Source organism: Leptospira saintgironsiae (assembly GCF_002811765.1).
GTDB lineage: Bacteria > Spirochaetota > Leptospiria > Leptospirales > Leptospiraceae > Leptospira_B > Leptospira_B saintgironsiae.
Genome location: NZ_NPDR01000001.1, coordinates 482,406 through 505,160, shown reverse-complemented (window position 1 = coordinate 505,160; position 22,755 = coordinate 482,406). Strand labels below are relative to the sequence as shown.

Sequence of the window (22,755 nt, the reverse complement as noted above, 5' to 3'; positions counted from 1 at the left end):
CTTCTACTACTAAATCGTTTTATCAACCTCATAAAAAGATCGGAGAACTATATGCAAGAGTTGCCGAAAGTCTGCGTTATTGGCGCCGGCTCTAGTGGAATCACTGTTTGTAAATCATTGCAGGACAAAGGAATCCCTTACGACTGTTACGAAAAAGGAAGCGATGTAGGAGGTAACTGGAGATTTAAAAACGACAACGGTATAAGTAATATTTATAAATCATTACATATCAATACTCATAGAGATAGAATGGAATATAGGGATTATCCTATGCCTGATTGGTATGCGGATTACCCAAATCATGAACCTATCCAAAAATATTTCGTAGATTATGTGGAGCACTTTGGCCTTCGCAAAAATATGAAATTTAAGAATGGTGTCGCAAAAATAGAACCCCAAGACGACGGAACTTATCTAGTTACTAGTGAGAAGGGAGAAAAAATATTTTATGATGCAGTCATAGTTGCGAATGGACATCATTGGTCCCCACGCTGGCCAGAACCTGATTTTCCAGGTAAATTTAACGGAAAGATAATACATTCTCATGACTATGTAGATCCCGAACATCCGATCCAATTAACTGGCAAGAGAGTTGTAGTACTCGGTATGGGAAATAGCGCTATGGATATTTCCGTAGAATTGAGCCGTCCTGGAGTTGCAAAAAAAGTTTTCTTAAGTTCCAGAAGAGGCGCTTGGGTAATTCCAAATTATCTTTTTGGAAAACCTTTAGATAAACAAACTGAACTACTTCCTCCTGGAACACCTTTCTGGTTAAAACAACTTCTGTTTGGAACAATGTTAAAGATCGGAGTTGGTAAGATGGAAGATTTTGGTCTTCCTAAACCGGATCATAAACCTGGAGAAGCGCATCCTACTATCTCTCAAGATATTTTAGTCAGACTTGGAAGAGGGGATATCAAATACAAACCTGTAATCCAAGAATATAATGGTAACAAGGTAAAGTTTGCGGATGGTTCCGAAGAAGAAATAGACGCGATTATCTATTGCACTGGATATAACGTCAAGTTTCCATTCTTCAAACCTGAGTTTATCTCAGCTCCTGATAATCATCTTCCTTTATTTCATAGGACTTTCAAACCAGATCTGAATAATTTATTCTTTGTAGGATTGTACCAACCCTTAGGTGCAATCATGCCTCTTGCAGAGTTCCAAGGAAAATGGTTAGCAGAATATTTAACCGGAAATTATAGCTTACCTACAATTCCAGAAATGCAAAATCAGATCCAAGATTACGAAAAGAAAATGAAGAAAAGATATGTAACATCTGCAAGACATACAATGCAGGTAGATTACGAAGACTTTTTATATTATATGCAGAAGGAATTAAAAGCAGGTAAAAAGAGAGCTTCTAAAAGTTTACAAACATTACCTGTGCCATCCAAAGCAAAATATAAACAATCTGGAAAACAAAGCTCTTCTAATGGAAAAACAGAACCAAGGAAAAAGAATGCTCTGGCAAAAGTTTGAGACCTTAGCGGCAAGAGCTTTACTTTCCTTACCAGATTCGATTCTTAGAATTTTTGGAAAAGATATCAAAAGAGGAAGGACCTTAGACCAAAGGATCCGTGCAGCATTAGTTCTAGCTAGAATAAAACCGAAACCTGAAAATCTTCCTCCGCCTAAAGCGAGGGAACTTGTCAAAAAGATAATGGCTTCTTTCGATCTGGAAAAAGAAGATATTCCCAGAGTCGAAAATTTTTCCATTCCAGGAACCGGCCCGAGGATTAAGGTTAGATTATATTCTTCTAATATAACAAAAAACCTGGAACCCTGTTTGCTTTATTTTCATGGGGGAGGATTCGTAATCGGAGATCTAGAGTCTCACGATTTACCTCTAAGATATTTAGCAAAAATTTCGGGCAGAGCAATACTCGCAGTCGATTATAGATTGGGACCTGAGCATCTTTATCCTTCTTCTTGGGAAGATGCTTATTCTGCCTATAAATGGATCAAAGAAAATGGAAAATCGATTGGAATTGATCCTAAAAAGATCGCTGTAGCTGGGGATTCTGCTGGTGGAAATTTAGCGATTTCCATTTCTACCCTTGCTAAAAAAGAAAAACTCACTCTTCCTCAATTCCAAATACTTATCTATCCGTGGATCGATCTAATCCAAGAAAGAAAAAGTGTAGAAGAATATGCGAACGGATACGCTCTCACTCGAGATCTACTTCGCTACTTCAAATATCATAGTGTGCCAAATTCAAAAGATTGGAAAGACCCAAGAGTCACACCTTTTCAACAGACTAATTTTTCCCATACGCCTAAAACATACATTTTGATAGCAGGGTTTGATCCGCTACAGGACGAGGGAGTCGCATATGCAGACCTTCTCCGAAAAGCAAAAGTAAAACTGGAGATTAAAACTTACGAAACTTTGATCCATGGATTTTTTAATTTAGGAAGAAGTGTCCCTGAAGCCAAAAATGCCTTGGACCAAATTGCAAAGTGGATACAAGCCGGGTTTTCAGGAAAATAATATTAGTTTTCTATAAAGTGTATTATAAGGCTATTTTTTAAAATGCCCTGTATACTAAATTATGTTGGACTGATTCTACAAAACCAGACTTGGAAGAAATATTTTTAAGAATATCGAAACCTGGATCGGATTTATACGTAACCTTGTAAGTATCTTCCATAATCAATTCTACATTTAGAATTGTAGAATTAGGAGTTAATTCCTTTATCCTTTCCAAACTTGTTCCAGAAACTAATTTAAAAATATACTCGTTCGGAACGATCCGTCCAGGCTTCACATATTTACCTTTTTCAGCCGGAAGATTTTTGGGAAATCCTTGTGCGAATGTAGAAAATCCTGATATCGATATAAACACAAAGATTGAGATCGTTCTCAAAAAAAATTTAAGGAACATCTACATTTAGATCCTTAGGAGCTTCTAAATTTCGGATCGCACCATTTCCATTAGCAGCCTTACCATATTTAGTAATGTTTTGAATAGAACTAGTAGCGGTACCACCTGCAACGATTGCTGTAATTGTATCTGCATATGTAAATTTAGGATTAAATGATCTCAATAAAGTAGCAAGACCTGCCACATGAGGCGTGGCCATCGAAGTTCCGTTGATCGTATTATATTGAGTAATATCATTATTATCTAAAGTGATCAAATTAAATGAGGTAATAGCAACCCCGGCCCTGTTAACAGAAGAATCTGAGACGAATTCATAACCGAAATAACAAGTGGAAGATCCCACACAATTCTTAGCTGCAACTTCAAAATTTGCGATCAATGAACCATTTGTTTCCCCAGAGAGACTCCCAACTTTATTAGGAGAACTGAATATAGTTGCTGGAACAGAAGAAGTGGAAGCGTACATATTGATCCCATCATAACCAGATTCTGTATCCAAGTATAAATTCATTCTAGCAGTGACTGCTTCCGCACCTGAAGTAATTGAGATTGGAGCATATACAACTGAATATGTATTAGACGCATATCCGAAATTAGAGCTACCTATAATTGCAGTAGAACAACTAGTTGATAAATACAGAACAGTAGGAGGACAATTCGCCCAATTCCATGCAGTTCCATCGACATTTATTGTACTCCAACTTGCAAACGCTAAAGATGAAGTAGCTTCTGCGCCCGCCCAAGAGCTTCTAATATTTGTGCCTGGGGCTCCTATATCCACATTCTTTTTAGAAGAATCAAAATTAGAAAAACTCGCTAACTGAAACTTTTGATCTAAGGCAGCCACACAAAGAATATTAGCTTCATCATATTCACAAGGATAAGAATTATCTGATTTTAAATCATTGCTCTCATTACCAGCAGCAACAACGAACAACGCATCATATTTGCTTCCTGCATTTGAGATTGCAGAACGCATTGCTGAATCATAATCAGGACCACCCAAACTTAAGTTCAGGATCTTTGCTCCGTTACGAACAGCGAAGTTAATTCCTTTAATAATAGTTGCAGTATCTCCAGAACCAGATTGATCTAAAACTCGAACTGCCATAATTTTCGCAGTCCAGCAAACTCCTGCAACCCCAGTTCCATTATCACCTCTAGCTCCAATCGTACCTGCAACATGCGTTCCATGACCATTTAAATCCATTGGATTGGAATCGTTATCTGCATAATCCCAACCATTGGAACAAGAACCTAAAGAAACTCCCTTATCTGAAACGCAAGAACCGGAACTCCACATATTTGCACTTAGATCTTGGTGATTATAATTCACACCGGAATCTACAACAGCTACAACGGTATTTGTACAATCTGTGTTCACATCCCAAGCACTTTCCATTCTCATATCATTGGTGCTGGTGCCAGGATTATTCGTAGCATACGTCGCAGTTAAAACACTCTGCCCTGTATTATTCATTCCCCACAACTGATTGTAGATCGGGTCGTTCGGAGATGTGCTTGCATGATAAATATAATTTGGCTGCACATATTCTACATCAGGATGAGTAGAATATTCAGCAACTGCCTCTTCCACAGTTTGACCTTCTCTCAATTCTACTTGAGAAATTCCGGTCTCACCTAAATCGTTCAGGACTTTTCCATTAAAAGAACTAACTGCATAAGATTTTACCGAGTCGCCTGCAGTATCTCTGAACTTAACCAAAACTTCAGAAGATTTGAATTTTATTTTTGAATCTCTTTTATAATACTTTTTATTATCAGTATTTCCCACAGGATCCAAAAGTTTAGATAAGGTTGGAACGATATTCGTTTCTTTTTCGGCAAAAAGATAACCGATAGATACTGTCGAAAGAAGGAGAGCAATTATTATATATTTATTCTTCATAAGATTTATTTAATACCCTGGAGAACTTACTGTTGCCTGGATCGACTTGGAAAATGAAGACCCCGTTGCATTAAATTGAGAAAATGATTTCACTCGAATAAACCAAGTCCCGGCGGAACTTACTGTAATCGTTTTATAATTTGGGGTGTATGGATCACCCGCATACACTACATCTGCATCGCAGGTCACACCAGAATCCCCTTGTGCAGTAAAGTCTGAACCTTTTTTATAACAAACTCTGTAAGCGCCAGATGCCATATGGACTGCGTGCTCTTTAGAATGTGCCCAAGTTACAATAATGTCCCTTCTTCCCCCTGCACCGGAAACAGCCAAAACAGAACTGGAAGAATTTCCACCTTTTCCATTGGTGGTACTCAAAGTAACAGTAGCAGATTTGGAGCCCACGCTTGTAGGACTGAATTTGATCAAGAACGTGGCAGAGGCATTTGGAGCAAGACTAGAAACAGAAGGTTGAGTTACAGTAAATTCTCCTGGATCTGTTCCACTTAATGTTACAGGAGTTCCAGACAGATCTAAATTAGAACTTCCTAAATTACGGATCGTAATTGTTTTACTAGATGACACAACTCCAGGAAAAACACTTCCGAAAGAATAAGAGAATCCAGTGCTGCTTGAAATATCTCTGGAAATATTATTATTATCAGAATACGTTACCGAGATCTGAGGAACATTTCCAGAAGTTCCTACTCCGGACAAACCAATTGTATAACTTGCAATATTCGGATCATTACTATCGATTGAGATAAAAGCAGAGAATGAAGAAACAGAAGGCGGGCTAAAAGAAATTGTAAATGTATACGTTTTTTTAGGAGAGATGGTAACAGTAGAACCGTTCTGACTGAACAAACCAGCATCCGTCCCGCCGAGAGAAATATTAGAAATTACTAAATTTTGTTGTCCGCCATTTTTGATAGTAATCGTTTTAGAAGAAGTCCCACCAGATGGAGCATAAAAGTTCGTCTGCGCATTCGGGATAAAATTAAAACTACCTTCCGAAATCTGAATAGCTGGAGCAGGAGCCTCTGTACCTGTTCCTTTCAAATATAGAATGTATGTACCTATATTTGGATCATCCGAATTGATGATCAAATATGCAGATTTTACACCGACCGAACTAGGCTGAAAACTAATTTGGAACGAACTAGAATCTCCATCCGCTAAACTAGTACTCGAAGGTTGTGAATCGATCACATACTGAGAAGAGTGGATCCCACTTTTAGAAACTGAATCAGGACTTCCTGTCAGAGTAACTGTAAAACTTCCGTCATTCTCAATCTTCAAAGTATTTGAAGAAGAAGAACTAACTAAAACAGAACCTAAAGAAAGTGTAGAACCGGAAGAATATCTATTCCCTGCCGAATCGGAAACATGCAATCCCTTGATACCGGAAGGAGAAGGGAAAATTGGAAGCAGTGTTGTTCCATGACCTCCTCCACAATTTAATTGAGGAAGGATTCCCATCAAAGCACTTATGATAAAAATAAAACGATAATAACCTGAACTCAATCTCTGATCCTTAATATGTTGGAATTCCTACAAGAATCCAATACACGTAATGATATTATAAACAACTGGAGACTACGTTTCTCCCATTCTATTGGCAATTGTTCGAAAAGGTACGTCCAGAATAATACGATCTTAAAATCAGGAAGAATTGGCAGAATAATTCTAAAAAACAGCGAAAAAAGGGAACTTATAAGGGAAAAATCAGACTGATTATGGCTCTTAATAAAAAAAGAGCCGCATTGCGCGGCCCTTTTCATTCGAAACGAATCTTACTTTTTGATCGGTTTATTCTTTCTTAGATTTTCTAGATCAACCTCTGTAGGTTGGCTAGTCTTTCTAAAATTTTCAAAACGGACTTTTTGCAAAGATTTAACAACAGTAGTTCCTATCTTCTTATCAGATTGAAACTTTTTTAGGAATGTTTCTACTTTTAACGGATCATTCGTATAAAACCCGTCGGTATAACCTTTCACAGCAAATTTACGCAAAGATGGATGTATATTATCCTGTTCTATCCTACTTCTTAAAAAATTAGCAGACTCATCTGTTTGATAATCTTTCAAAAGGTAGATTGCCTTTTCTTTAACGTAAATTCTAACTCCAGATTCTTGTGAGATCGCTACCAAGTAAGGAACAGGATTACTCGAAATACGGTTTATACTCGCTCTCAAATCTACACTGCTTGAATGCCTGGTTAAAGTTAAGGATTCCTTAATTTTAGAATATACATTGGTATCCAAGTTTTGCGCAGAGATTGGTAGCCCTATGGCTACCAATCCGATCATGAATAATGATTTTAACTTCATCTCTTTTTCCTCTATTAATAAGCCAACGGGTTAAGTCTTAATAGCCAACCTTGTTCGCCTGTAAGTTGTGTCTGAGATGTAACTCCGTCCCCTGCCCAGAACATTAGATTTGATGCTCCAGAATTAGTGAAACCAGTACCGCTACACTCACTGATAGATACCATTCCATCTGTATTTGAATCATTCGACTTATTGCAGAATGGAGTGTCAGACATAGCGTCCTTATTGTAAACTCCGAACGGCCAATTGGCTACCGAAGAAACAACAGAACTATCATATCCACCTCTCTCGTTTGTGTGGAACAACCCAAGGAAATGCCCAGCTTCATGAGCAATAGTATCTCCCATAAACGTTAGATCTCCCGCAGAAAGGGCTGATCCTGCTGTTCCAGAAGTTCTATGCGCTTCCAAGAACACGATCATACCCGCCTTCTTCGTTCCTGTTACACCAGGAAGACCAGGGATTCCAGATGCAATACCTAATACTCCACCTACTTCACTTTCGCTTGCAGTGATATAGATATTTAAACTGTCAGCTGCTTGCGCACTTCCAGGATTAGAAACATAAAGTTTGGTGAGAGATCCAGATACTGTTCCGGTATCATCACTCAGATCAGATATATCTTGGAATTCAGCTGCGCTAATAGAAGTTGCAGAGAATTGAAGATCGATCTTAACTGAATTCTGTCCGTATATAGAAGTCACTCTGTCAACAGCCTCTTGGACTCCCGCAACTGTATAAGTTGGGTAAGTTCCTTGCACGAAGATCAAGTTTACCTTCATCTTCTTACGATATGTCCAAACTTTAGAAAGTCCACTTGTGCTCGTAGTTCCTGTAGTGGAAGTGAATGATTGCTCTTCCAATAGAGAAGGACTACAGCTACGAACTACTCTATAACTCGCGTTTGCAGTCGCAAAACTTGTAAACGAGTCCAAAGCAACTAACGCTGTAACACTAGTGCTTGGCGTGAATGACAGAGAACCTGTCCCGAAATCTTTATATAAGAATTCAGAAGTATTTCTACCATAAGGCCACATACCAGTGATTACTGTAGTTCCAATTCCATCTCTACCATAAAAACCAGTGCTTTCTGCAGCAGTTGCATAGTAGTATGCATACATCAAACTACTGGATCCCGCACTTGCTTGATCAGCATAGAATAAAGCTGTCGGGAAAGCAGTTCCTGTAGTTAGGGAAATATTGGAACTTTCGTAAGTACTTCCGAAGATCGCATCGTTCGCGGATTTTGTTCCAGTACTAATATCGAAACAAGGAGCGCTTGGTTCCGTTCCGTTTGCGGACAAATTGATCACATAACTACTTTCATCGGAGTCATTATTTGCAATCGTTAAGGTTGCAGCTTTTGCTCCGGTAGAAGTAGGCGAGAACGTAACTGTGAATGTTGATGTTCCACTCGCAGCAACGGTAGCAGAAGGTTGAGAGGCAACACTAAACATAGACGAATCTGTTCCACCCACAACCACACGAGGGCTTCCGCTCAGGCTCAAGGTTGCAGTTCCAGTATTTTCTACTGTGAATGTAGTCGTCCCGCTGGTAGTACCAATCCTTGTATCAGCAATGCCAGAATAAGTTCCTGAACTTGCTATACTTGTAGAAGCTTGCTTCACGTTAATTTCAGGAACAGGTGTTGGAGTTCCAGTACCCGTAATCGTGAAATTATATGGATTTTCGTCTGAGTCATTGTTCGCTATTGAAATAGATGCAGTTTTTGCACCGGTAGAAGTAGGAACAAATCTAACAGAGAATGTAGTATTCCCAGAACTAGCAATACTTGTACTACTAGGCTGAACAGTAACTTCAAACTGATCCGAATTCGTGCCTGTAATTTCTACAACTGGAGATCCGGTTAAGCTTAGAGAGGCAGTTCCTAAGTTCTGTATCCGGAATTGGATCGCAGAACCAGTAACATTCTCCACCTGACTTCCAAAATCGAAAGAACCACTTCCGTCTGCGATATTTACAGAACCTGTAACTCTTTGGACGTTCATTTCAGGAACAGGAGTCGGATTTCCTACTCCGGAAAGACCGAAAGTATAATTCGGAGTTCCTGCATCATCACTTGGGATAGTAATCGTAGCAGTTTTTGTTCCGGTAGAGGTTGGAGAGAATGTTACTGAGAATGTTGTCGAACCCGAAGCTGCAACAGTGCTGCTCGTTCCGCTTACATCTAAACTATACTGGTTAGAATTTGCTCCGGTTAGATTGATAGTACCTAAATTTAAACTAGCATCTCCGATATTATTGATCGTAAAGGATACTGCAGTTCCACTAGTATTCTCTTGAACACTTGTGAAAGTATGAACGCTTGATCCACTAGTAAAAGTAGTAGATCCTCTTTTTACTTGGATATCAGGAGCAGGTGCAGGATTTGCAGTGCCACTCAAATTCAAAATAAATATAGGAGTGTTCGGATCGTTAGATGCGATTTGTAACTGAGCTGATTTAGTACCGGTTGATCCAGATGGAGAAAAAGTTACCGTGAACTCAGTAGTTTCTCCAGGATCCAAAACATTATCAGTACTTGATTGATCCACAGTAAACTGTGCAGCTTCTGCTCCTGTTTTTGCGATGATAGGAGTACTTGTAAGATTTAAAGCCAACTCACCATTATTTTGGATCGTGAAAACTCGTGCAGTACTACTTTCCGTAATTTTTACACTTCCCAAACTTTCGGTAGAGCTATCCGGAACCGAAGTTACCGTACCGCTTCCTTTATAAACTCGAATGGTAGGATCAGGACTAGGAGTTTCTGCAGTTTCACCAGGTGGCAAAAGCAAAGGCCCCTTTCCTCCACCCTTCGGACAATTTACGAAGGAGAAAAGAATAACAAGAGTTAGGATACTCTTGAGAAAAAATGTCGTAGACCGTTTCATATCGGAACTTTTCGACCTCTCTGTTTCCAATTTTATTAAGCACCAATTCCCAGATGGGATAGGAATGCCTTCTTCCTACGTTAGCCAAAATTGTATACAACTCAGACAAAAGTTCCCAAAAAATTAGCAAGAATCTACAACTGAACTTGTTTTATTAAATTTTTTTCCGAAAAACGCTTAGTATGCGAAAAGTTATCCCGTCATTGAATGATTTTTCTCAAAAGATTATATCTCAAATAGGATAATTACTCTACGCGTGTCGGATAACGTATTCGAGAGAATAAGAATCATTCAAAGATAAAATTACCCTATCTTAGGTATTCGGGAGGTCAGAAAATCCATTCCCATCCAAGAAAACTTCTCTCGAAAACCTTAAATAGAAGGTGTTTTGAAACCAGATTGTGATAATTTAGAAAGAAAAAATTTTGATATTTTGCTTTGAATCGGCTTATAAAGGGAAAATACTTATACCTCAGGATAAGAGGATGCCGATAGGTAGTAAGAGCCCAAAAACCTCGTCCAATAGAGATTTATGATCCTCAGAAAATATTCCGTCTTTGTTTATATTTCGGTTTTATTCTTCCAAACCCCAGCTTTTGCCCTGGGAACTTATTCGGAAGGCTGGACGGTCGCAAAATTAATCCAATTTGAGAGCCGAGGGATCGTATTCGAATCCTATGAAGGCGTAATAGAGGTCATAACTTTCGATCCTGTAGAAGAATGTGACGAAACCAGGGACGAATGTTATATGCCAATGCGCAAAAAGGCGAATTTCAGTGTTCGCCCTGAAAACGCAGATGTAGTAAATTTTCTGATGAAAAATATGAATCAGACGATCCTGGTTCAGTTCAATATCCACAGGATCCAGCCGGTAGCGCTTTCTAGTAGTATAGAAGTTATCCAAGCACAACATCAAGAAAACCTAATACCTCATACCACCCCAGTAAAAGATCCAAGCGGAAGAATTACTGTTTGGGTCCAAGCCCACGATACATCTCATCCGATTGATAAGATGGTAAGTCGAAAGACTGGAGGAAAAAGAAATTTTTCTGTGATGGGAAGGATTCTAAGTTTAGAATATAAAGGTACAATTATAGGAACCTACGAAGGTCTTTATATGGATGAGTCTAGGGGAAGAATACATCCATTCTCAATCACTTCTGAAGAAATGGCCGAATATGCCTGGAAGGCGATGAAATATACTGGCAAATATTATATGGGTGTCTCTGTTGCATTCGTAACCGGAGCCAGAGATTCACATTACGATATATTCGAGATCAATTTTAGGGAACCTGCAGGCTCCCAAGAAAAACCTAAAAACTAAAATTGCTTAAATAAGATTTAGAATCATCCGAGGTGAATTGTCTGCAAACTAGATAACCTTCACTTCCGTTTCCAGTTAAAACAAGCACCTCTATATTGCCTGCAAAATTTCCAGACGCATCTTCTCTAATATAAACTTTAGCATCCCCAAGTTCTACTGGAGCTTCTAATCCGAAATGAAGAATATCCCAAGCAAGTTCTTCTTTCCAAAAACTTTCATCGACCTGATTGCCTTTCTTCCAACCTTCTTTCAAAAAAAGTTCAGGAGAAACTTTCAAATTAAAATGTGCATAAACATTATGATCTGAAGGTTCAGCAAAAATTCTCAAATCGCGAGTATCTGCTAACTTGTGAGTCTCCACGTAATAGGCGGCATCTTTTACCATACCTAAGGAAGGATCTTGGATTTCGTACAGATCACCCTCACAATTCGAACTCATTATAAAAGAGATCACGAACAGTAGAGAATAAGCGAAATGTCTAAACGAAAGTCCCATATTTTATTATACGTATAATTATAACATGAAGGGTCAGAAATTTTTTCAGAATTTCGAAAGAAAAATAATTTTGGAAAGAAATTTCTCAATTTCCAAAGAGACAAAATTCTAACCCTTAGGGTATAGAAAATTTGACCTCAATATTTAAAAATCCCTCCAATTTTTCTGACTTGACAAAACTTTCAAACTATTTCGATGTCTAAATAAATGAAGCCTGAGTATGTAATTCATTTATTGTCCAGAACTAGAGATCGGATCCAAAAACATTTATCCGAAGAATTCCTAAAACAAGGAATTCAAGATCTGGTTCCAGCTCATGGAGGTGTACTTTTTATTTTGGGTAAAGAAGGTCCTCTTACCATGAGCGAATTGGCGGCATTATTGGACCGAACCAATTCTACTGTTACCGCTCTTTTGGACAAGATGGAAGAATTCGGCTATGTTAAAAGATCTAAACCTTACGAAGACGAAAGAATTACATCTGCGGAACTAACTGATAAAGGAAAACAAACCTTAGAGAAAGTACAAAGAGCTTCCAAAGCCACACTTGCAAAACTTAGCCAGAATTTAGAGCAGCGAGAAAAAGAAGAATTCATGCGAATTTTAACTAAAATCCATTCGAATTTCGAATTATGATGTAAAATTTTTTTGCATAAATATTTCGACATCGAAATAAATAGGAGAACGATTATGTTAGAAGGTAAAACTGCGGTAATAACCGGATCAGCCAGAGGAATAGGTAAAGAGATCGCAAAAATGTTTTTAGAAAGAGGTTCCAAGGTCATTCTTTCAGATCTAGAAGATTCTAATTGTAAGGAAACAGCAGAGGAATTAGCAAAATACAATTCAGAAAGAGTCTTTTGGAAAATCTGCGATGTAACATCTAAAAGCCAAAATAAGGAATTGGCAGAATTTGCAATTGAGAAAACCGGATCCTTAGATATTTGGATCAACAATGCAGGAGTAGTTCAAGACGATCTTCTTTTGAGAATGTCTGAAGAAAAATGGGAGAAGGTACATTCAGTAAATTTGAAAGCTGCCTTCTTCGGAATACAGACGGCTGCAAAGTTTATGTTAAAGAAAAGTTCAGGTAGAATAGTAAACATTGGATCCGTTTCTGGTTTTTACGGAAATGCAGGACAGGCAAATTACTCTTCGGCGAAAGCAGGATTGTTTGCTCTCACTAAATCTGCAGCCAGAGAACTCGCCTCCAGAAATATCACTGTGAATTGTGTTGCTTCCGGCTTTATTAATAATCAATTCGCTAAAAATGTTCCGGAAGAAATTAGAAATTCTATCTTGGATTCTATTCCCTTAAAGATCAAAAGAAACCCGGAAGAAGCGGTTGCCTCTGCTGTTGCGTTCCTATCTTCAGAAGAAGCGGATTGGATTACTGGAGCAACTCTTAGGGTCGATGGGGGAATGTTGATCGGTTTTTAGACCGAATACTCAATCGATAGTTTTACGAACAGGTAAGAGAAGTATCCAAAAAATTTCTTGCCTGTTCTTTTGAAAGAAGCGACTTAATTCTTAAGATTATCTTCCTTTTATCATATGAATTCGCTTACAAAATATTGCCATTACGTTCTTTCACTAGAAAAGGACCAAGATCCCGAAAACAAAATATATCACGATACAGAGTATGGCTTTACCTTAAAATCAGATGATGAGCTATTCGGCAGGCTTATTTTAGAGATCAACCAAGCCGGTCTTTCCTGGACCACAATCTTACGAAAAAAAGAAAACTTCCGCAAGGCTTACAAAAACTTTTCTATAAAAAAGATCTCTAAGTTTTCTGAAAAGGATTTTGATCGGCTCATGAATGATGCGGGGATCATTCGAAACAGGCTTAAAATAAACGCTGCTATTCATAATGCAAATGTGATCGTCGGTCTCCAAAAGGAATTCGGAAGTTTTCAAGATTGGTTATCTTCTCATCATCCCAAATCATTAGAAGAATGGACTAAACTATTCAAGAAAACTTTCGTATTTGTAGGTGGAGAAATAGTGAATGAATTTTTAATGAGCACCGGATATTTAGAAGGAGCTCACGGTCCAGGCTGTCCCATCTATAAAAAGGCGTTAAAGTCTAAGCCTGTTTGGAATTCTAAAAAGAAAAAATAGATCTATTATATAAAATGAAATCCCGCCCCTCTTTCGAAAAGATCAAAACTATATCCGAATTCGAATCTCATTATTGGTACAGAGAAGAATTACAAGACGTCTGCCTAAACTTAAAAATCTCTTCTAAAGGTGCGAAAGCAGAACTGGAAGAAAGATTAAAATCGTATATTACATTAGGCAGAGACAAGTTTCTCAAAAAGGAAAATTCTGCTAAACGTCCAATATCGGTTCGAAGAAAAACCAAAAGTGAAAAAGAGATCACTCTAAAATCGAAAATTATTCCAGAAGGAATTCGATTTGATTCTAAATTCAGAGAATTCTGCAGAGAGTATTATAATCTCAAAAAATTCAGTTTTACCAAGGCAATGGCAGAAGCAGTTCGAGATGCGGAGAAGGTCGGGAATTTAAAACTCTCAGTCCAGGATCTTTTGAAGGTATATGAAAATCCTCCCAAAGAGGAAAGGCCAGACGATCGTGTTCTAAGATGGAATCGTTTCGTAAAAGATTTCCATTCTGATCCGAAAACTTCTCCGCTTAAAAATAAACTGATATAGCTGCATTTTTATGGGGGAAGGTTCGAGATAGGGTCGGTAGTAAAAAATTCGATACTTCACTTTTGGAAGAATTTGCAAAAGACATCCAAAAATTGGAGGCTAAGAGCAATAAGTAATGCTAAATCTGTAATGAAATGCAGGTTTTTCTGCTGGTAGACTATCCTAACTCATTATAAAATATCTTTCAGGCAAATGAAAGTTAAGTTGTTCTCATTCTCCATCTTACTCTGTCTCGCTCTTAGTTTCCCTTTTTTCTTAGGAGCTCAATCGGAAAGTAAGACAATATGTTTAAATTGGGAAAAGAATTTTCCCAAAATAGATTCCAAACTATATTTAGAGATCAGTGGCTTAGAATTGATCCTTAGTCCTCCTACAGTTGCTATAATGAGAAGCAGAAGACCTGGAGAATTAGTGCCGATCATACATGGGTCTTATAAGACAGAAGGAAATAAAGAAGTACTGGTCGAATTTCCGTACGAACCTGCCGATCCTGACGAATGTTCCTTCAGTTGTAAGGAACAATCACTTGCTCTTCGCGCAAACCGAAACACTGAAGAAGTATACGATAGTTGTTTTAAATCATGCAGAAACAATACGAGTTTTAAATTTGGAAAAGATAAATTCAAACTTCATTTAAAATTCAAAATTTACAGGGACGAAACTGACACCTTAAGAATAGATTCTGTTTCTTATAAAGATTTGAGCCCGATCACAGGAAAATTGGCCTATTCTTTCCCCCATTATTTTGCAGGCGATCTGGTAGAATGTGGGAACTCTATTTGGGATTAATATATACTAAAAATATAATATTATTTATCCAAAGATAAAAGTGCCTTTTCTAATCGATGGATATGTTTGAAATCTCCTGACATTCCATATAATTGTAAAGCACCCTGGTAATAAAAAAGAATACTTTCCGAGATATCTTTTAACTCAGATTCAGTTTTTGCCTTTTTAGAATTCCAAGCAATTTCCTTTAAACAATTTTCGAAATCCTGGACCCAACGATTCAATGCAACCTTTACAAAATCTGAGATCTCAGGTTCATCATGTGTTTGGTTGGATAAATTCGCATAAGGGCAACCATAAACGTAAGTATTTTTCAGCCCTCTTCTCAACATCTTCATCCAAGATTTGATAAAGTCTGAATATTTTTTTTCCCTCTTCGCGATCCTTTTAACAAAACCTAATATAGCTTCTTCTTGTTCCAAAAGGTATGCCTTACCCAGATCCTTTTTAGAAGGAAAATGGATGTACAAACTTTTCTTAAACGCACCTGCTTCTTCCAAAATTTCGTTTATTCCTGTATTGGGATAACCCTTGGAATAGAATAATTTGAAAGCCGCCTTTAAGATCCTTTCCTTGGCCGGGTCTTCTGACCGAATTAATTCCTTTTGGATTTTCATCTTTTTTCTACCCTTATTATAATTATGGTAGACTGATCTGTCTACCATAATTTATACTGGACTTCATAGAGTAGACCACTTTGTCTACCGGAGGCTTTTTATGAGGCTCATGGAAAAAACGGATAAGATTATCACATCCTTCTCTATTCCCGTGCGTAAATCGGATATAGACGTAAACGGACATGTAAACAACGGAACCTACCAAAGTTATTTTGAAGAAGCAAGGATCAAAACCTTCCAACTTTTAAAAGAAGAAGGTGAGGCAATCCTAAGTTCAGACCGCTTAGTAGTCCGCCAATGCGAGATAGAATATAAAGCAGAGTTAAAATATCCCGAGGATGCAGTTGTAACTACAGACATTCTTCACTCCGATCCAGAATCCACAGAGATCATGCAGGAAATCTTTCGTGCCTCCGATTCTGTATTAGTATGTAAGGCAAGATTTGTCTTAAGTCTTTTTGATGATGCAGAAGAAGTCTTTTATTCCGAAGAAAATTATCCTTATGCATTCTATCATCCGATCAGCGTTGGTTGGGCAGAGATGGATCCGGAAGGTAAAGTAAATCTAGAAACAATCCAATATTATTTGGATGATGCGAGAATCCGTTCTTCTTATCAATGCGGATTGGATTTACATTCCTTACAGGCGAGGGGGATCGGCCCAGTAGTTTATAAAGCCGATTTGAATTACTTCGACACTATGGGTTTTCCGGACGATTTTGTAGTCGTTACCGTTTATCAAAAAGCGGAGAAGAATAGATTGGCATTTCGCCATGATGTGTTCTCCAAAAAGACCAAAAAGTTAATACTAACTTCTGTAGTACATGGGCTCTTTATGGATCTAAAAAGAAAAAGACCTCACCAATTCACCGAAGAAGAAATGAAAATGATCTTTAGTGTGAAAAATAAATCACTCTTTGATTGAATTTATGATTTGAAATTTCACTAACGTAAGGAGAGGGTATCTTCGATGCGATTCGAACATTGGAGCCCTCTCCATTTTATTATACTCTTTCTTACTTCATTTCTCGGATTCGGGCTGCCTTATTTCGGTAGAAAATTCGCTTCTTCTAAAATCAAAAATACGATCGGATATTCACTCGGGACCATTCTACTTTTAAACTATCTGGTTTATGTAATATACAGAATTAATTCGGGATACTGGCAAATACGTTATGATCTACCTATGGAGTTTTGTAATTGGTCAGCAATTGTAACTTCTTTAGCACTCTTTACTCGAAATAGGACTCTTGCTGAACTTTCTTATTTTTGGGTAATTGCAGGTTCTATGCAAGGAGTGATCACTCCAGACCTTTCTGTTACTTTTCCACATATCTATTTTTTTATATTTTTTATCGCACATTCCGGCTTGGTAATTTCTGCTCTTTACGTTGTATTCGGTTTAGAATTAACTCCGAGAAAAGGAGCAGTACTTAGATCCGTTCTTTACAGCCAGATCTATGTTGTCGTTGCTTTGGTTATAGATTTTGCTTTAGACGCAAATTACGGATATATGAGAGAAAGATCCGCAGCTGGTTCTCTAATGGATTATTTGGGCCCCTGGCCGATTTATATTATTTGGATGCAGGTCTTAGGAATGATCTTATTTACTATCTTGTATCTTCCTTTCTGGAAGAAGAATGTAGAAGCGAAAAATTAAAGAAGAATATTGTGGACCTCACTTGGGCGGGAGCTTTGACCACCCAAGCGGATGTAGCTTACTCGGATTCTATTCTTTCTACTGCATCTACAGGAATGATCAAGTTTCCGTCAGGTCTTAAAACTACATAGAAACTATCTTGCTGATAGATAATCCCTCTTTCCATCGATCCGTCTTTCAGATAAAGAATTCTAACTTCTTGAGACATTCCCTGCGGAGCACCTGGACCTTTACTATTTAAGATATCCATAATGGATGCCTTATCCACCTTCTTCACTAACTCCATAAGTTGTTCTCTTTCTTTCAGGTCCTTTGGAGGGAAACGAACCATACTCGCAAACTTTCTTTCCAGATCAGCTTTTTCATCCGGAAGTATTTTTTTAAGAGAATTTTTAAGCTCTTTAGGAGAGATCAGGAATGGATCTTTAGGTAGAGAATCTACATGAGGTTTTAGGCTCTTAATTAAAGTTTCATCTAGTTGAGCGTTAGATTGAGATTTTTTACTAGCCTTGATTGAATCTTCGATCTTTTTAAGACCTTTCATTCTTGCAGGAGACAATCCTTTCCATGCAAGTTGTTGTCCTGATTCGATCGTTAGTTGTTGTTTATCAAATAAGATAGGATATTCTTTTGCGAGTAGTGCAACTTCTTCTTTGGTCAGCCAGCTTGAGACCGATTCCAAGAAGATAGTATCTCCAGATTCTAATCTGACTTTTCCTTCCAATACTTTTACAGAAAGGGAAGAATCAGATTTTCCTTTGTTGACCGAGACCTTAGTTCCTTCTAAGATCAATTTGAAATCATTTGAACCTATAGAGATATTTTCTGCATCTTTAGGACCTTGGCTGTCCAGAAGAATGGTTCCATATCCAAGAGATACATGAATTGCATTTTCTTTACGTTCCGCAGTAAAGTCTGTATTAGGTAGTGCTCTAACAGATACACTCTTCTCACCTTCTAGCTGAACATCACAAATAGAAGATTTTCCAGATACGATCCTTTTTCCGGAAACATCTTGCCCAGCTTCTGAAGTTTTACCTTCGATAGAACAATCACCATATGAATAAGTGAATTTGTCTAAAGTAGCTTCCCCCTTTTTGACTGAAGAGTTTTGATAGAAGTATATTCCAAAAGATGCAAATACCAAAGCTGCAGCTGCGAGATAGATCGTTGGCTTAGGGAAAGGAAGGACTTTTTTATAAGAAGTTTGAGGAGAAAGATTTTTTAACTCTTGGGATGCACTAGAAGTTCTAAGTTGCGATTGGATCTGAGTAATTTTTCGATATTCGGCCGCTCTTTCAGGATCGTTTAATACGATCTCCAAAAGTTGTTTTTTTCCAGCTGCGTCAAGCTCACCAGAAAGATATAACTCTAGTAGGTCTTCGAAACTATTTGACTGTTGGATATGTGACGCCATCTTATAGTCCGATCCCTTCTGCTTCCAAATGCGTTCTTAATAATCTAAACGCACTAAGCAAACGACGACTAACGGTCCTCTCAGATATTCCAAGAGCATCCGCAGTCTCCTTGAGAGTTTTCTTTTGGATTTCCTTCAGTAGTACTATACTCTTTTCAGGCTCGGGAAGACGGGAAACTCCATCTTTTAAAGCTAAATTGAGAGAATTTTTCTCCAAATCCAGAGGATCTTCATGATTCCCACCTGAAAGCTCAGGAAAGTTCTCTATATTAATTGAGACGTTTCCCGTTTCCTTCTTTGTACGATTGAAATGTTTAAAATAAAGGTTTTTCGCGATCGTACAAGACCAAGAGGAGAAGCTTCCCCTATCTGGGTCAAAACGATCCATGACCTCAAAGGCTTTTAAGAATGTCTCTTGGGTCAAATCTTCGGCAATTTCGGGATTTCCTGAAAGTTTAAGCAGGAAATGATACACTGTATTCTTGCAAGACTCGTATAGATTGATGAATTCCTGTTGGGAAAGACCTTGCATTTTTAGTTCAGTTGGACCGAAAAAAAGGATTTCTGCTAATTTTTGGGATATTCCGATTCTGCGGAAGCAGAAAAAATAAGGCCCCCGAAAATCGAGAGCCTTACCTTTTTTAGATAACGTGGCGGTTTGCCCGCCCCGCAATTTTAGCGCAAGAACTGGAACTTTTCGTTATCAGTCCAAGCACAAGGCCATTGGATCAAAAGACCTCCGTCCCCAGTCGCACCGCCCGCAATATCCAAACACTGGCTGCTATGTTTTGCTTGAAGAGCGAAGAATCCATCTCCGTAAGAAAGTAATTGGAATCTTTCATTGTTTCCTCCACCGCAAGAATATTGAATTACATTCATTCCTGCCGCAGTCGATCCACCCTTCACATTCATACATTTGCCGCTATGTTTTGCGATAAATCTGAAATATCCATCACCTGTAGATTCAAGCGCCCATCTTTGGTTGTCTTGGCCTACGTTCGTCCATTGCCAAATATTAACATTGTCGCTTGTGCTTACACCAGAGACATCTAATACCTTACCGCTATGTTTTGCCGAGATCGCTGAATACTCCAAACCTGTCGGATCGTTCACGAAAGGAATGGCTCCTCCCACGGAAGATTTACCACAACCGTCAGATCCGCAACCTGCGTTAGAACGCCAGTCTCCTCTTTCCATTGGGTGACCGATTCCATCAAAACATCCGCTTCCTTGGCAATTCATCCAGCTAGGAGCATCTCCACCTCTTCTCAATCGAACAAGGTTGTTCCAAGTATCTTGGTGATAATCGTTGCCACCTGGGTTTCTGAAATCTTCGAAATATAAACATCCGCCAGATCCACCGCCATCATGGAAAGATCCATGTGCGTTTTTACCAACATATGCAACTGGGTGAGTACCATTTGCTACTTCGAAGTTACCAGCTTCTTTGGAATACCATCCAGAGTGTTGAGACCAAGCAACTCGTTTCATTTGTCCGTTTACTACTAGGACGCTCATTCCTTCCCAGTCAGCAGCGTGACTTCCGAAACTTAAGAAACAAGTACTTTGCCAAGCATAGAAGAACCAGTATCTAATCAGAACTGCATTCGTTCCAACTAGAGAAGTGTCATAGAAAATAGGAACTTGGTTGTTTGAAATTGTAGAATAATCTTTATTACAAAGATCTTGTGGAGCAACTCCAGCAGCTCTTTGAGTGTAATAAGTTTGAGGATCGCTAGTAAAACATTTTCCAGAATCTCCGGAACCTGTAGTAGTCTCTTGATCGAATCTCAAACGAGGTGCAAATTGTTGCGCAAGTGCATCTTGATCAACATTCGGTCCACCGTTATCAGCTTGGCAAAGATATAAGCTCATGCTATCGCAATAGCGACCATTACAGCTTGCGCCAGCGATATACATGGATTCAGGAGCTACGAATTTTCCACCGTCTTCTTCAGAAATACCGGAAGTCCAATAACATCCTGTTCTTACACCATTATTGTTCAATTGAGAACATTTTAAGGAAACGTTATCACAATAACTTCCTGAACATTTAATACCAGTTACGAATGCATTATTATCGCAAACACGGTAGTTGGTACCTTCTTCAGAAAACCAATCTGTCCACCAGCTATTGGTTTGAGTGTATCCGGATTCGCTTGCGAGAAGATTAACATCATCGCAATAACGACCACTACACTTCAAACCGCGAGTTAAGAAAGTAGGTCCAGTTTCAATTGGGTTCGCACCATCAGTAGTCCAATTCAACCAATGTGGTGGAAAAATCTCGTTATGAAAATAAGTGCTAGCTGCAAATAACTTAGATCCATTTCCGCTTTTAGAAGGTAGAAGGCTAGAAAGAACTCCTAACTCTGCTCCGTTCGACGAAGACTTATCGTTACAAGCCATGAATGACCCGCCGAGAAGTCCTATGATAACCAGAGTATATACACCCCGGATGATGATTCTCTTCATTATGATCCCTCTTTAGTTTTAATGTGGAGGTTTTATGTATTTAAACGACAGGGTAATATAAGCGTCTTAATTCTCACTTATTTTCGAAACGAGATAATATAATTTCTGAAATAAATAAAATTTTTATTTCTAAGACTCGTTCGATTTTAATAAGTAAAGTTTGTTCTATATTTACTATAGAAGAAGGATAGAATTACTAAAGGGATGTATTACTGCTTGCGGCCCTTCTTCTTTGGAGAAGCAGCTTTTAAATTTTTAGGATCTGTATCTTTGCTCATTCGGATCAATTGTGGTCCCATAAATTTTAGGAACTCTTCTAAGAAGCTAACAAATCCCTTAGAACCTCTGTTCTCGCTTATGAAGATCAATATCCTACGAATTGCAGGATCTTCCGTTAGATCACCTAATGCAGTTTCATGAACATTCTTCTTATCTTTGTCTAGAAATGCTTTTAGCTCCAAACGAAAGAATAAGCAAAGATTAATAAAATCGTGAGTGAGTAATCTGGATTCTCCTCTCTCAATTTTTCCTAAAAGGTTAGGATTAAATGGGACTCCATATTCTTTTTTAAGAGAATCAGCAAGTTCCTTTAAAGAGAGACCTTTCTCCATCCGGCAATATCGGAAGACGTCGCCTATTTTTACATAAATTGATTCGATGGAGCCGTTTTCCATATTTTGAACGTCTTAAAAACGTTAAGAATAGAATATGATCTGCGAAGCGGCTCTGCTTCGAATCGAATTCTTTTTCTTTGGATAACTTAGCTCGATTTACCCTGAATTTTTTATTCTAAGAGTATTTTTGTTACTTTTTTATATATTTTATTCTATATATTACTTTTAGAGTTTTTTAGAATATCGTTCATTCCCTAAATCTTAGGGATTATTTCTTTCCTAGGAAAAATTTCAGACTCCAGAATTAAAGATTCAAAATTTGGTTTGGGGCTTTGTTGTATAATTAGAATGGAAACAGATACAAAAACACTAGACCGTATTATCTCTCATCCTTCCATCTGCGGAGGTAAACCAGTTATCCGGGGAACCTCTATCCGAGTTTTAGAAATATTAGATATGATTTTTTTAGGATTCGGATACCGTGAAATCTTGAATGAATATCCGAATATTAAGGTTTTGGATATCGAAGCCTGTTTGGAATATGCTTCTAAAAGATTACATTCTCCGATATTAGATAAAGCGAATCGAGAACTTCCGAGAGAATTTGCTTCGGAACTAAGAGACGCAGAACGGAGAGTTTCTTAAAAATCCGGGG

Annotated in this window: 22 protein-coding genes; 11 read left to right on the top strand and 11 right to left on the bottom strand. The window is 38.1% G+C overall.

Annotation, left to right across the window (positions count from 1 at the left end):
- The first annotated feature begins 51 nt into the window (after positions 1-51).
- Both CH362_RS02365 and CH362_RS02360 read left to right on the top strand, forming a co-directional pair.
- Positions 52-1,488, top strand: coding sequence for a flavin-containing monooxygenase (locus CH362_RS02365; protein ID WP_100708734.1), 1,437 nt, complete (start codon positions 52-54; stop codon positions 1,486-1,488).
- Positions 1,469-2,500, top strand: coding sequence for an alpha/beta hydrolase (locus tag CH362_RS02360; RefSeq protein ID WP_100709245.1), 1,032 nt, complete (start codon positions 1,469-1,471; stop codon positions 2,498-2,500). The genes CH362_RS02365 and CH362_RS02360 overlap by 20 nt, the downstream gene beginning before the upstream one ends.
- Before the next feature lie 37 nt (positions 2,501-2,537).
- Here the strand turns inward: CH362_RS02360 and CH362_RS02355 are convergent, their stop codons facing one another.
- The 5 genes from CH362_RS02355 to CH362_RS02335 all read right to left on the bottom strand — a co-directional run bounded on the left by CH362_RS02355 (position 2,538) and on the right by CH362_RS02335 (position 10,030).
- Positions 2,538-2,894 carry a hypothetical protein gene (locus tag CH362_RS02355; RefSeq protein WP_100708733.1) on the bottom strand — a complete coding sequence of 119 codons (357 nt, stop codon included), beginning with the start codon at positions 2,892-2,894 and terminating at the stop codon, positions 2,538-2,540.
- Positions 2,884-4,803, bottom strand: coding sequence for a S8 family serine peptidase (locus tag CH362_RS02350; RefSeq protein ID WP_100708732.1), 1,920 nt, complete (start codon positions 4,801-4,803; stop codon positions 2,884-2,886). Before CH362_RS02350 ends, CH362_RS02355 begins: the two co-directional genes overlap by 11 nt.
- 9 nt (positions 4,804-4,812) lie before the next feature.
- On the bottom strand, positions 4,813-6,330 hold the full coding sequence (locus tag CH362_RS02345) for a choice-of-anchor D domain-containing protein (protein WP_100708731.1): 1,518 nt from the start codon (positions 6,328-6,330) through the stop codon (positions 4,813-4,815).
- A gap of 269 nt (positions 6,331-6,599) precedes the next feature.
- Positions 6,600-7,136: a hypothetical protein gene (locus CH362_RS02340; RefSeq protein WP_100708730.1), complete on the bottom strand. Its 537-nt coding sequence runs from the start codon at positions 7,134-7,136 to the stop codon at positions 6,600-6,602.
- A gap of 14 nt (positions 7,137-7,150) precedes the next feature.
- A complete protein-coding gene (locus CH362_RS02335; protein WP_100708729.1) occupies positions 7,151-10,030 on the bottom strand; it encodes a choice-of-anchor D domain-containing protein in 2,880 nt (959 codons plus the stop codon).
- A 532-nt stretch (positions 10,031-10,562) separates the two neighbouring features.
- Here CH362_RS02335 and lsa26 point away from each other — a divergent pair.
- A complete protein-coding gene (gene lsa26 / locus CH362_RS02330; RefSeq protein ID WP_100708728.1) occupies positions 10,563-11,354 on the top strand; it encodes a surface adhesion protein Lsa26 in 792 nt (263 codons plus the stop codon).
- On the opposite strand, the gene CH362_RS02325 is transcribed toward lsa26, so the two are convergent.
- Positions 11,344-11,850, bottom strand: a complete 507-nt coding sequence (locus CH362_RS02325) for a hypothetical protein (RefSeq protein WP_100708727.1) — start codon at positions 11,848-11,850, stop codon at positions 11,344-11,346. The genes lsa26 and CH362_RS02325 overlap by 11 nt on opposite strands.
- 207 nt (positions 11,851-12,057) lie before the next feature.
- Here CH362_RS02325 and CH362_RS02320 point away from each other — a divergent pair, with 207 nt between their 5' ends.
- The 5 genes from CH362_RS02320 (at position 12,058) to CH362_RS02300 (ending at position 15,317) form a co-directional block, all read left to right on the top strand.
- Positions 12,058-12,486, top strand: a complete 429-nt coding sequence (locus CH362_RS02320) for a MarR family winged helix-turn-helix transcriptional regulator (protein WP_100708726.1) — start codon at positions 12,058-12,060, stop codon at positions 12,484-12,486.
- Between the two features lie 54 nt (positions 12,487-12,540).
- The gene (locus tag CH362_RS02315) at positions 12,541-13,290 is read left to right on the top strand and encodes a glucose 1-dehydrogenase (RefSeq protein ID WP_100708725.1); all 750 of its coding nucleotides are present in this window, start codon (positions 12,541-12,543) and stop codon (positions 13,288-13,290) included.
- 114 nt (positions 13,291-13,404) lie between these two features.
- The gene (locus CH362_RS02310; RefSeq protein ID WP_100708724.1) at positions 13,405-13,974 is read left to right on the top strand and encodes a DNA-3-methyladenine glycosylase I; all 570 of its coding nucleotides are present in this window, start codon (positions 13,405-13,407) and stop codon (positions 13,972-13,974) included.
- A 14-nt stretch (positions 13,975-13,988) separates the two neighbouring features.
- The gene (locus tag CH362_RS02305; protein WP_244280455.1) at positions 13,989-14,528 is read left to right on the top strand and encodes an SAP domain-containing protein; all 540 of its coding nucleotides are present in this window, start codon (positions 13,989-13,991) and stop codon (positions 14,526-14,528) included.
- 192 nt (positions 14,529-14,720) lie between these two features.
- Positions 14,721-15,317, top strand: coding sequence for a hypothetical protein (locus CH362_RS02300; RefSeq protein WP_100708723.1), 597 nt, complete (start codon positions 14,721-14,723; stop codon positions 15,315-15,317).
- 20 nt (positions 15,318-15,337) lie between these two features.
- Here CH362_RS02300 and CH362_RS02295 read toward each other — a convergent pair whose 3' ends face one another.
- Positions 15,338-15,934: a TetR/AcrR family transcriptional regulator gene (locus tag CH362_RS02295; protein WP_100708722.1), complete on the bottom strand. Its 597-nt coding sequence runs from the start codon at positions 15,932-15,934 to the stop codon at positions 15,338-15,340.
- A gap of 100 nt (positions 15,935-16,034) precedes the next feature.
- Here CH362_RS02295 and CH362_RS02290 point away from each other — a divergent pair, with 100 nt between their 5' ends.
- Complete coding sequence (locus tag CH362_RS02290) at positions 16,035-16,859, top strand: acyl-CoA thioesterase (protein ID WP_100708721.1); 825 nt, start codon at positions 16,035-16,037, stop codon at positions 16,857-16,859.
- A gap of 45 nt (positions 16,860-16,904) precedes the next feature.
- Positions 16,905-17,594 carry a YwaF family protein gene (locus CH362_RS02285; protein ID WP_100708720.1) on the top strand — a complete coding sequence of 230 codons (690 nt, stop codon included), beginning with the start codon at positions 16,905-16,907 and terminating at the stop codon, positions 17,592-17,594.
- Between the two features lie 58 nt (positions 17,595-17,652).
- Here CH362_RS02285 and rsx read toward each other — a convergent pair whose 3' ends face one another.
- From rsx to CH362_RS02265, 4 genes are all read right to left on the bottom strand, one after another.
- A complete protein-coding gene (gene rsx / locus CH362_RS02280; protein WP_100708719.1) occupies positions 17,653-19,011 on the bottom strand; it encodes an LIMLP_03685 family anti-sigma factor in 1,359 nt (452 codons plus the stop codon).
- A gap of 1 nt (position 19,012) precedes the next feature.
- A complete protein-coding gene (locus tag CH362_RS02275; RefSeq protein WP_100709243.1) occupies positions 19,013-19,543 on the bottom strand; it encodes an RNA polymerase sigma factor in 531 nt (176 codons plus the stop codon).
- Between the two features lie 143 nt (positions 19,544-19,686).
- Entirely contained in the window at positions 19,687-21,486 is a 1,800-nt protein-coding gene (locus CH362_RS02270; RefSeq protein ID WP_244280454.1) for an RICIN domain-containing protein, read from the bottom strand.
- A 209-nt stretch (positions 21,487-21,695) separates the two neighbouring features.
- Complete coding sequence (locus CH362_RS02265; protein WP_100709240.1) at positions 21,696-22,097, bottom strand: hypothetical protein; 402 nt, start codon at positions 22,095-22,097, stop codon at positions 21,696-21,698.
- Between the two features lie 351 nt (positions 22,098-22,448).
- Between CH362_RS02265 and CH362_RS02260 the strand changes: the two genes are divergently transcribed.
- On the top strand, positions 22,449-22,745 hold the full coding sequence (locus CH362_RS02260) for a DUF433 domain-containing protein (protein WP_008590196.1): 297 nt from the start codon (positions 22,449-22,451) through the stop codon (positions 22,743-22,745).
- The last annotated feature ends 10 nt before the right edge of the window (positions 22,746-22,755 follow it).

Excerpts from the sequence above, each read along its gene's own strand:
- CH362_RS02350 (WP_100708732.1), bottom strand. The coding sequence starts at position 4,803 with ATGAAGAATAAATATATAATAATTGCTCTCCTTCTTTCGACAGTATCT.
- CH362_RS02310 (WP_100708724.1), top strand. The coding sequence starts at position 13,405 with ATGAATTCGCTTACAAAATATTGCCATTACGTTCTTTCACTAGAAAAG.
- rsx (WP_100708719.1), bottom strand. The coding sequence starts at position 19,011 with ATGGCGTCACATATCCAACAGTCAAATAGTTTCGAAGACCTACTAGAG.
- lsa26 (WP_100708728.1), top strand. The coding sequence starts at position 10,563 with ATGATCCTCAGAAAATATTCCGTCTTTGTTTATATTTCGGTTTTATTC.
- CH362_RS02360 (WP_100709245.1), top strand. The coding sequence starts at position 1,469 with ATGCTCTGGCAAAAGTTTGAGACCTTAGCGGCAAGAGCTTTACTTTCC.
- CH362_RS02300 (WP_100708723.1), top strand. The coding sequence starts at position 14,721 with ATGAAAGTTAAGTTGTTCTCATTCTCCATCTTACTCTGTCTCGCTCTT.
- CH362_RS02320 (WP_100708726.1), top strand. The coding sequence starts at position 12,058 with ATGAAGCCTGAGTATGTAATTCATTTATTGTCCAGAACTAGAGATCGG.
- CH362_RS02340 (WP_100708730.1), bottom strand. The coding sequence starts at position 7,136 with ATGAAGTTAAAATCATTATTCATGATCGGATTGGTAGCCATAGGGCTA.
- CH362_RS02365 (WP_100708734.1), top strand. The coding sequence starts at position 52 with ATGCAAGAGTTGCCGAAAGTCTGCGTTATTGGCGCCGGCTCTAGTGGA.
- CH362_RS02335 (WP_100708729.1), bottom strand. The coding sequence starts at position 10,030 with ATGAAACGGTCTACGACATTTTTTCTCAAGAGTATCCTAACTCTTGTT.
- CH362_RS02290 (WP_100708721.1), top strand. The coding sequence starts at position 16,035 with ATGAGGCTCATGGAAAAAACGGATAAGATTATCACATCCTTCTCTATT.
- CH362_RS02315 (WP_100708725.1), top strand. The coding sequence starts at position 12,541 with ATGTTAGAAGGTAAAACTGCGGTAATAACCGGATCAGCCAGAGGAATA.
- CH362_RS02275 (WP_100709243.1), bottom strand. The coding sequence starts at position 19,543 with ATGCAAGGTCTTTCCCAACAGGAATTCATCAATCTATACGAGTCTTGC.
- CH362_RS02305 (WP_244280455.1), top strand. The coding sequence starts at position 13,989 with ATGAAATCCCGCCCCTCTTTCGAAAAGATCAAAACTATATCCGAATTC.
- CH362_RS02260 (WP_008590196.1), top strand. The coding sequence starts at position 22,449 with ATGGAAACAGATACAAAAACACTAGACCGTATTATCTCTCATCCTTCC.
- CH362_RS02355 (WP_100708733.1), bottom strand. The coding sequence starts at position 2,894 with ATGTTCCTTAAATTTTTTTTGAGAACGATCTCAATCTTTGTGTTTATA.
- CH362_RS02270 (WP_244280454.1), bottom strand. The coding sequence starts at position 21,486 with ATGAAGAGAATCATCATCCGGGGTGTATATACTCTGGTTATCATAGGA.
- CH362_RS02285 (WP_100708720.1), top strand. The coding sequence starts at position 16,905 with ATGCGATTCGAACATTGGAGCCCTCTCCATTTTATTATACTCTTTCTT.
- CH362_RS02325 (WP_100708727.1), bottom strand. The coding sequence starts at position 11,850 with ATGGGACTTTCGTTTAGACATTTCGCTTATTCTCTACTGTTCGTGATC.
- CH362_RS02295 (WP_100708722.1), bottom strand. The coding sequence starts at position 15,934 with ATGAAAATCCAAAAGGAATTAATTCGGTCAGAAGACCCGGCCAAGGAA.
- CH362_RS02265 (WP_100709240.1), bottom strand. The coding sequence starts at position 22,097 with ATGGAGAAAGGTCTCTCTTTAAAGGAACTTGCTGATTCTCTTAAAAAA.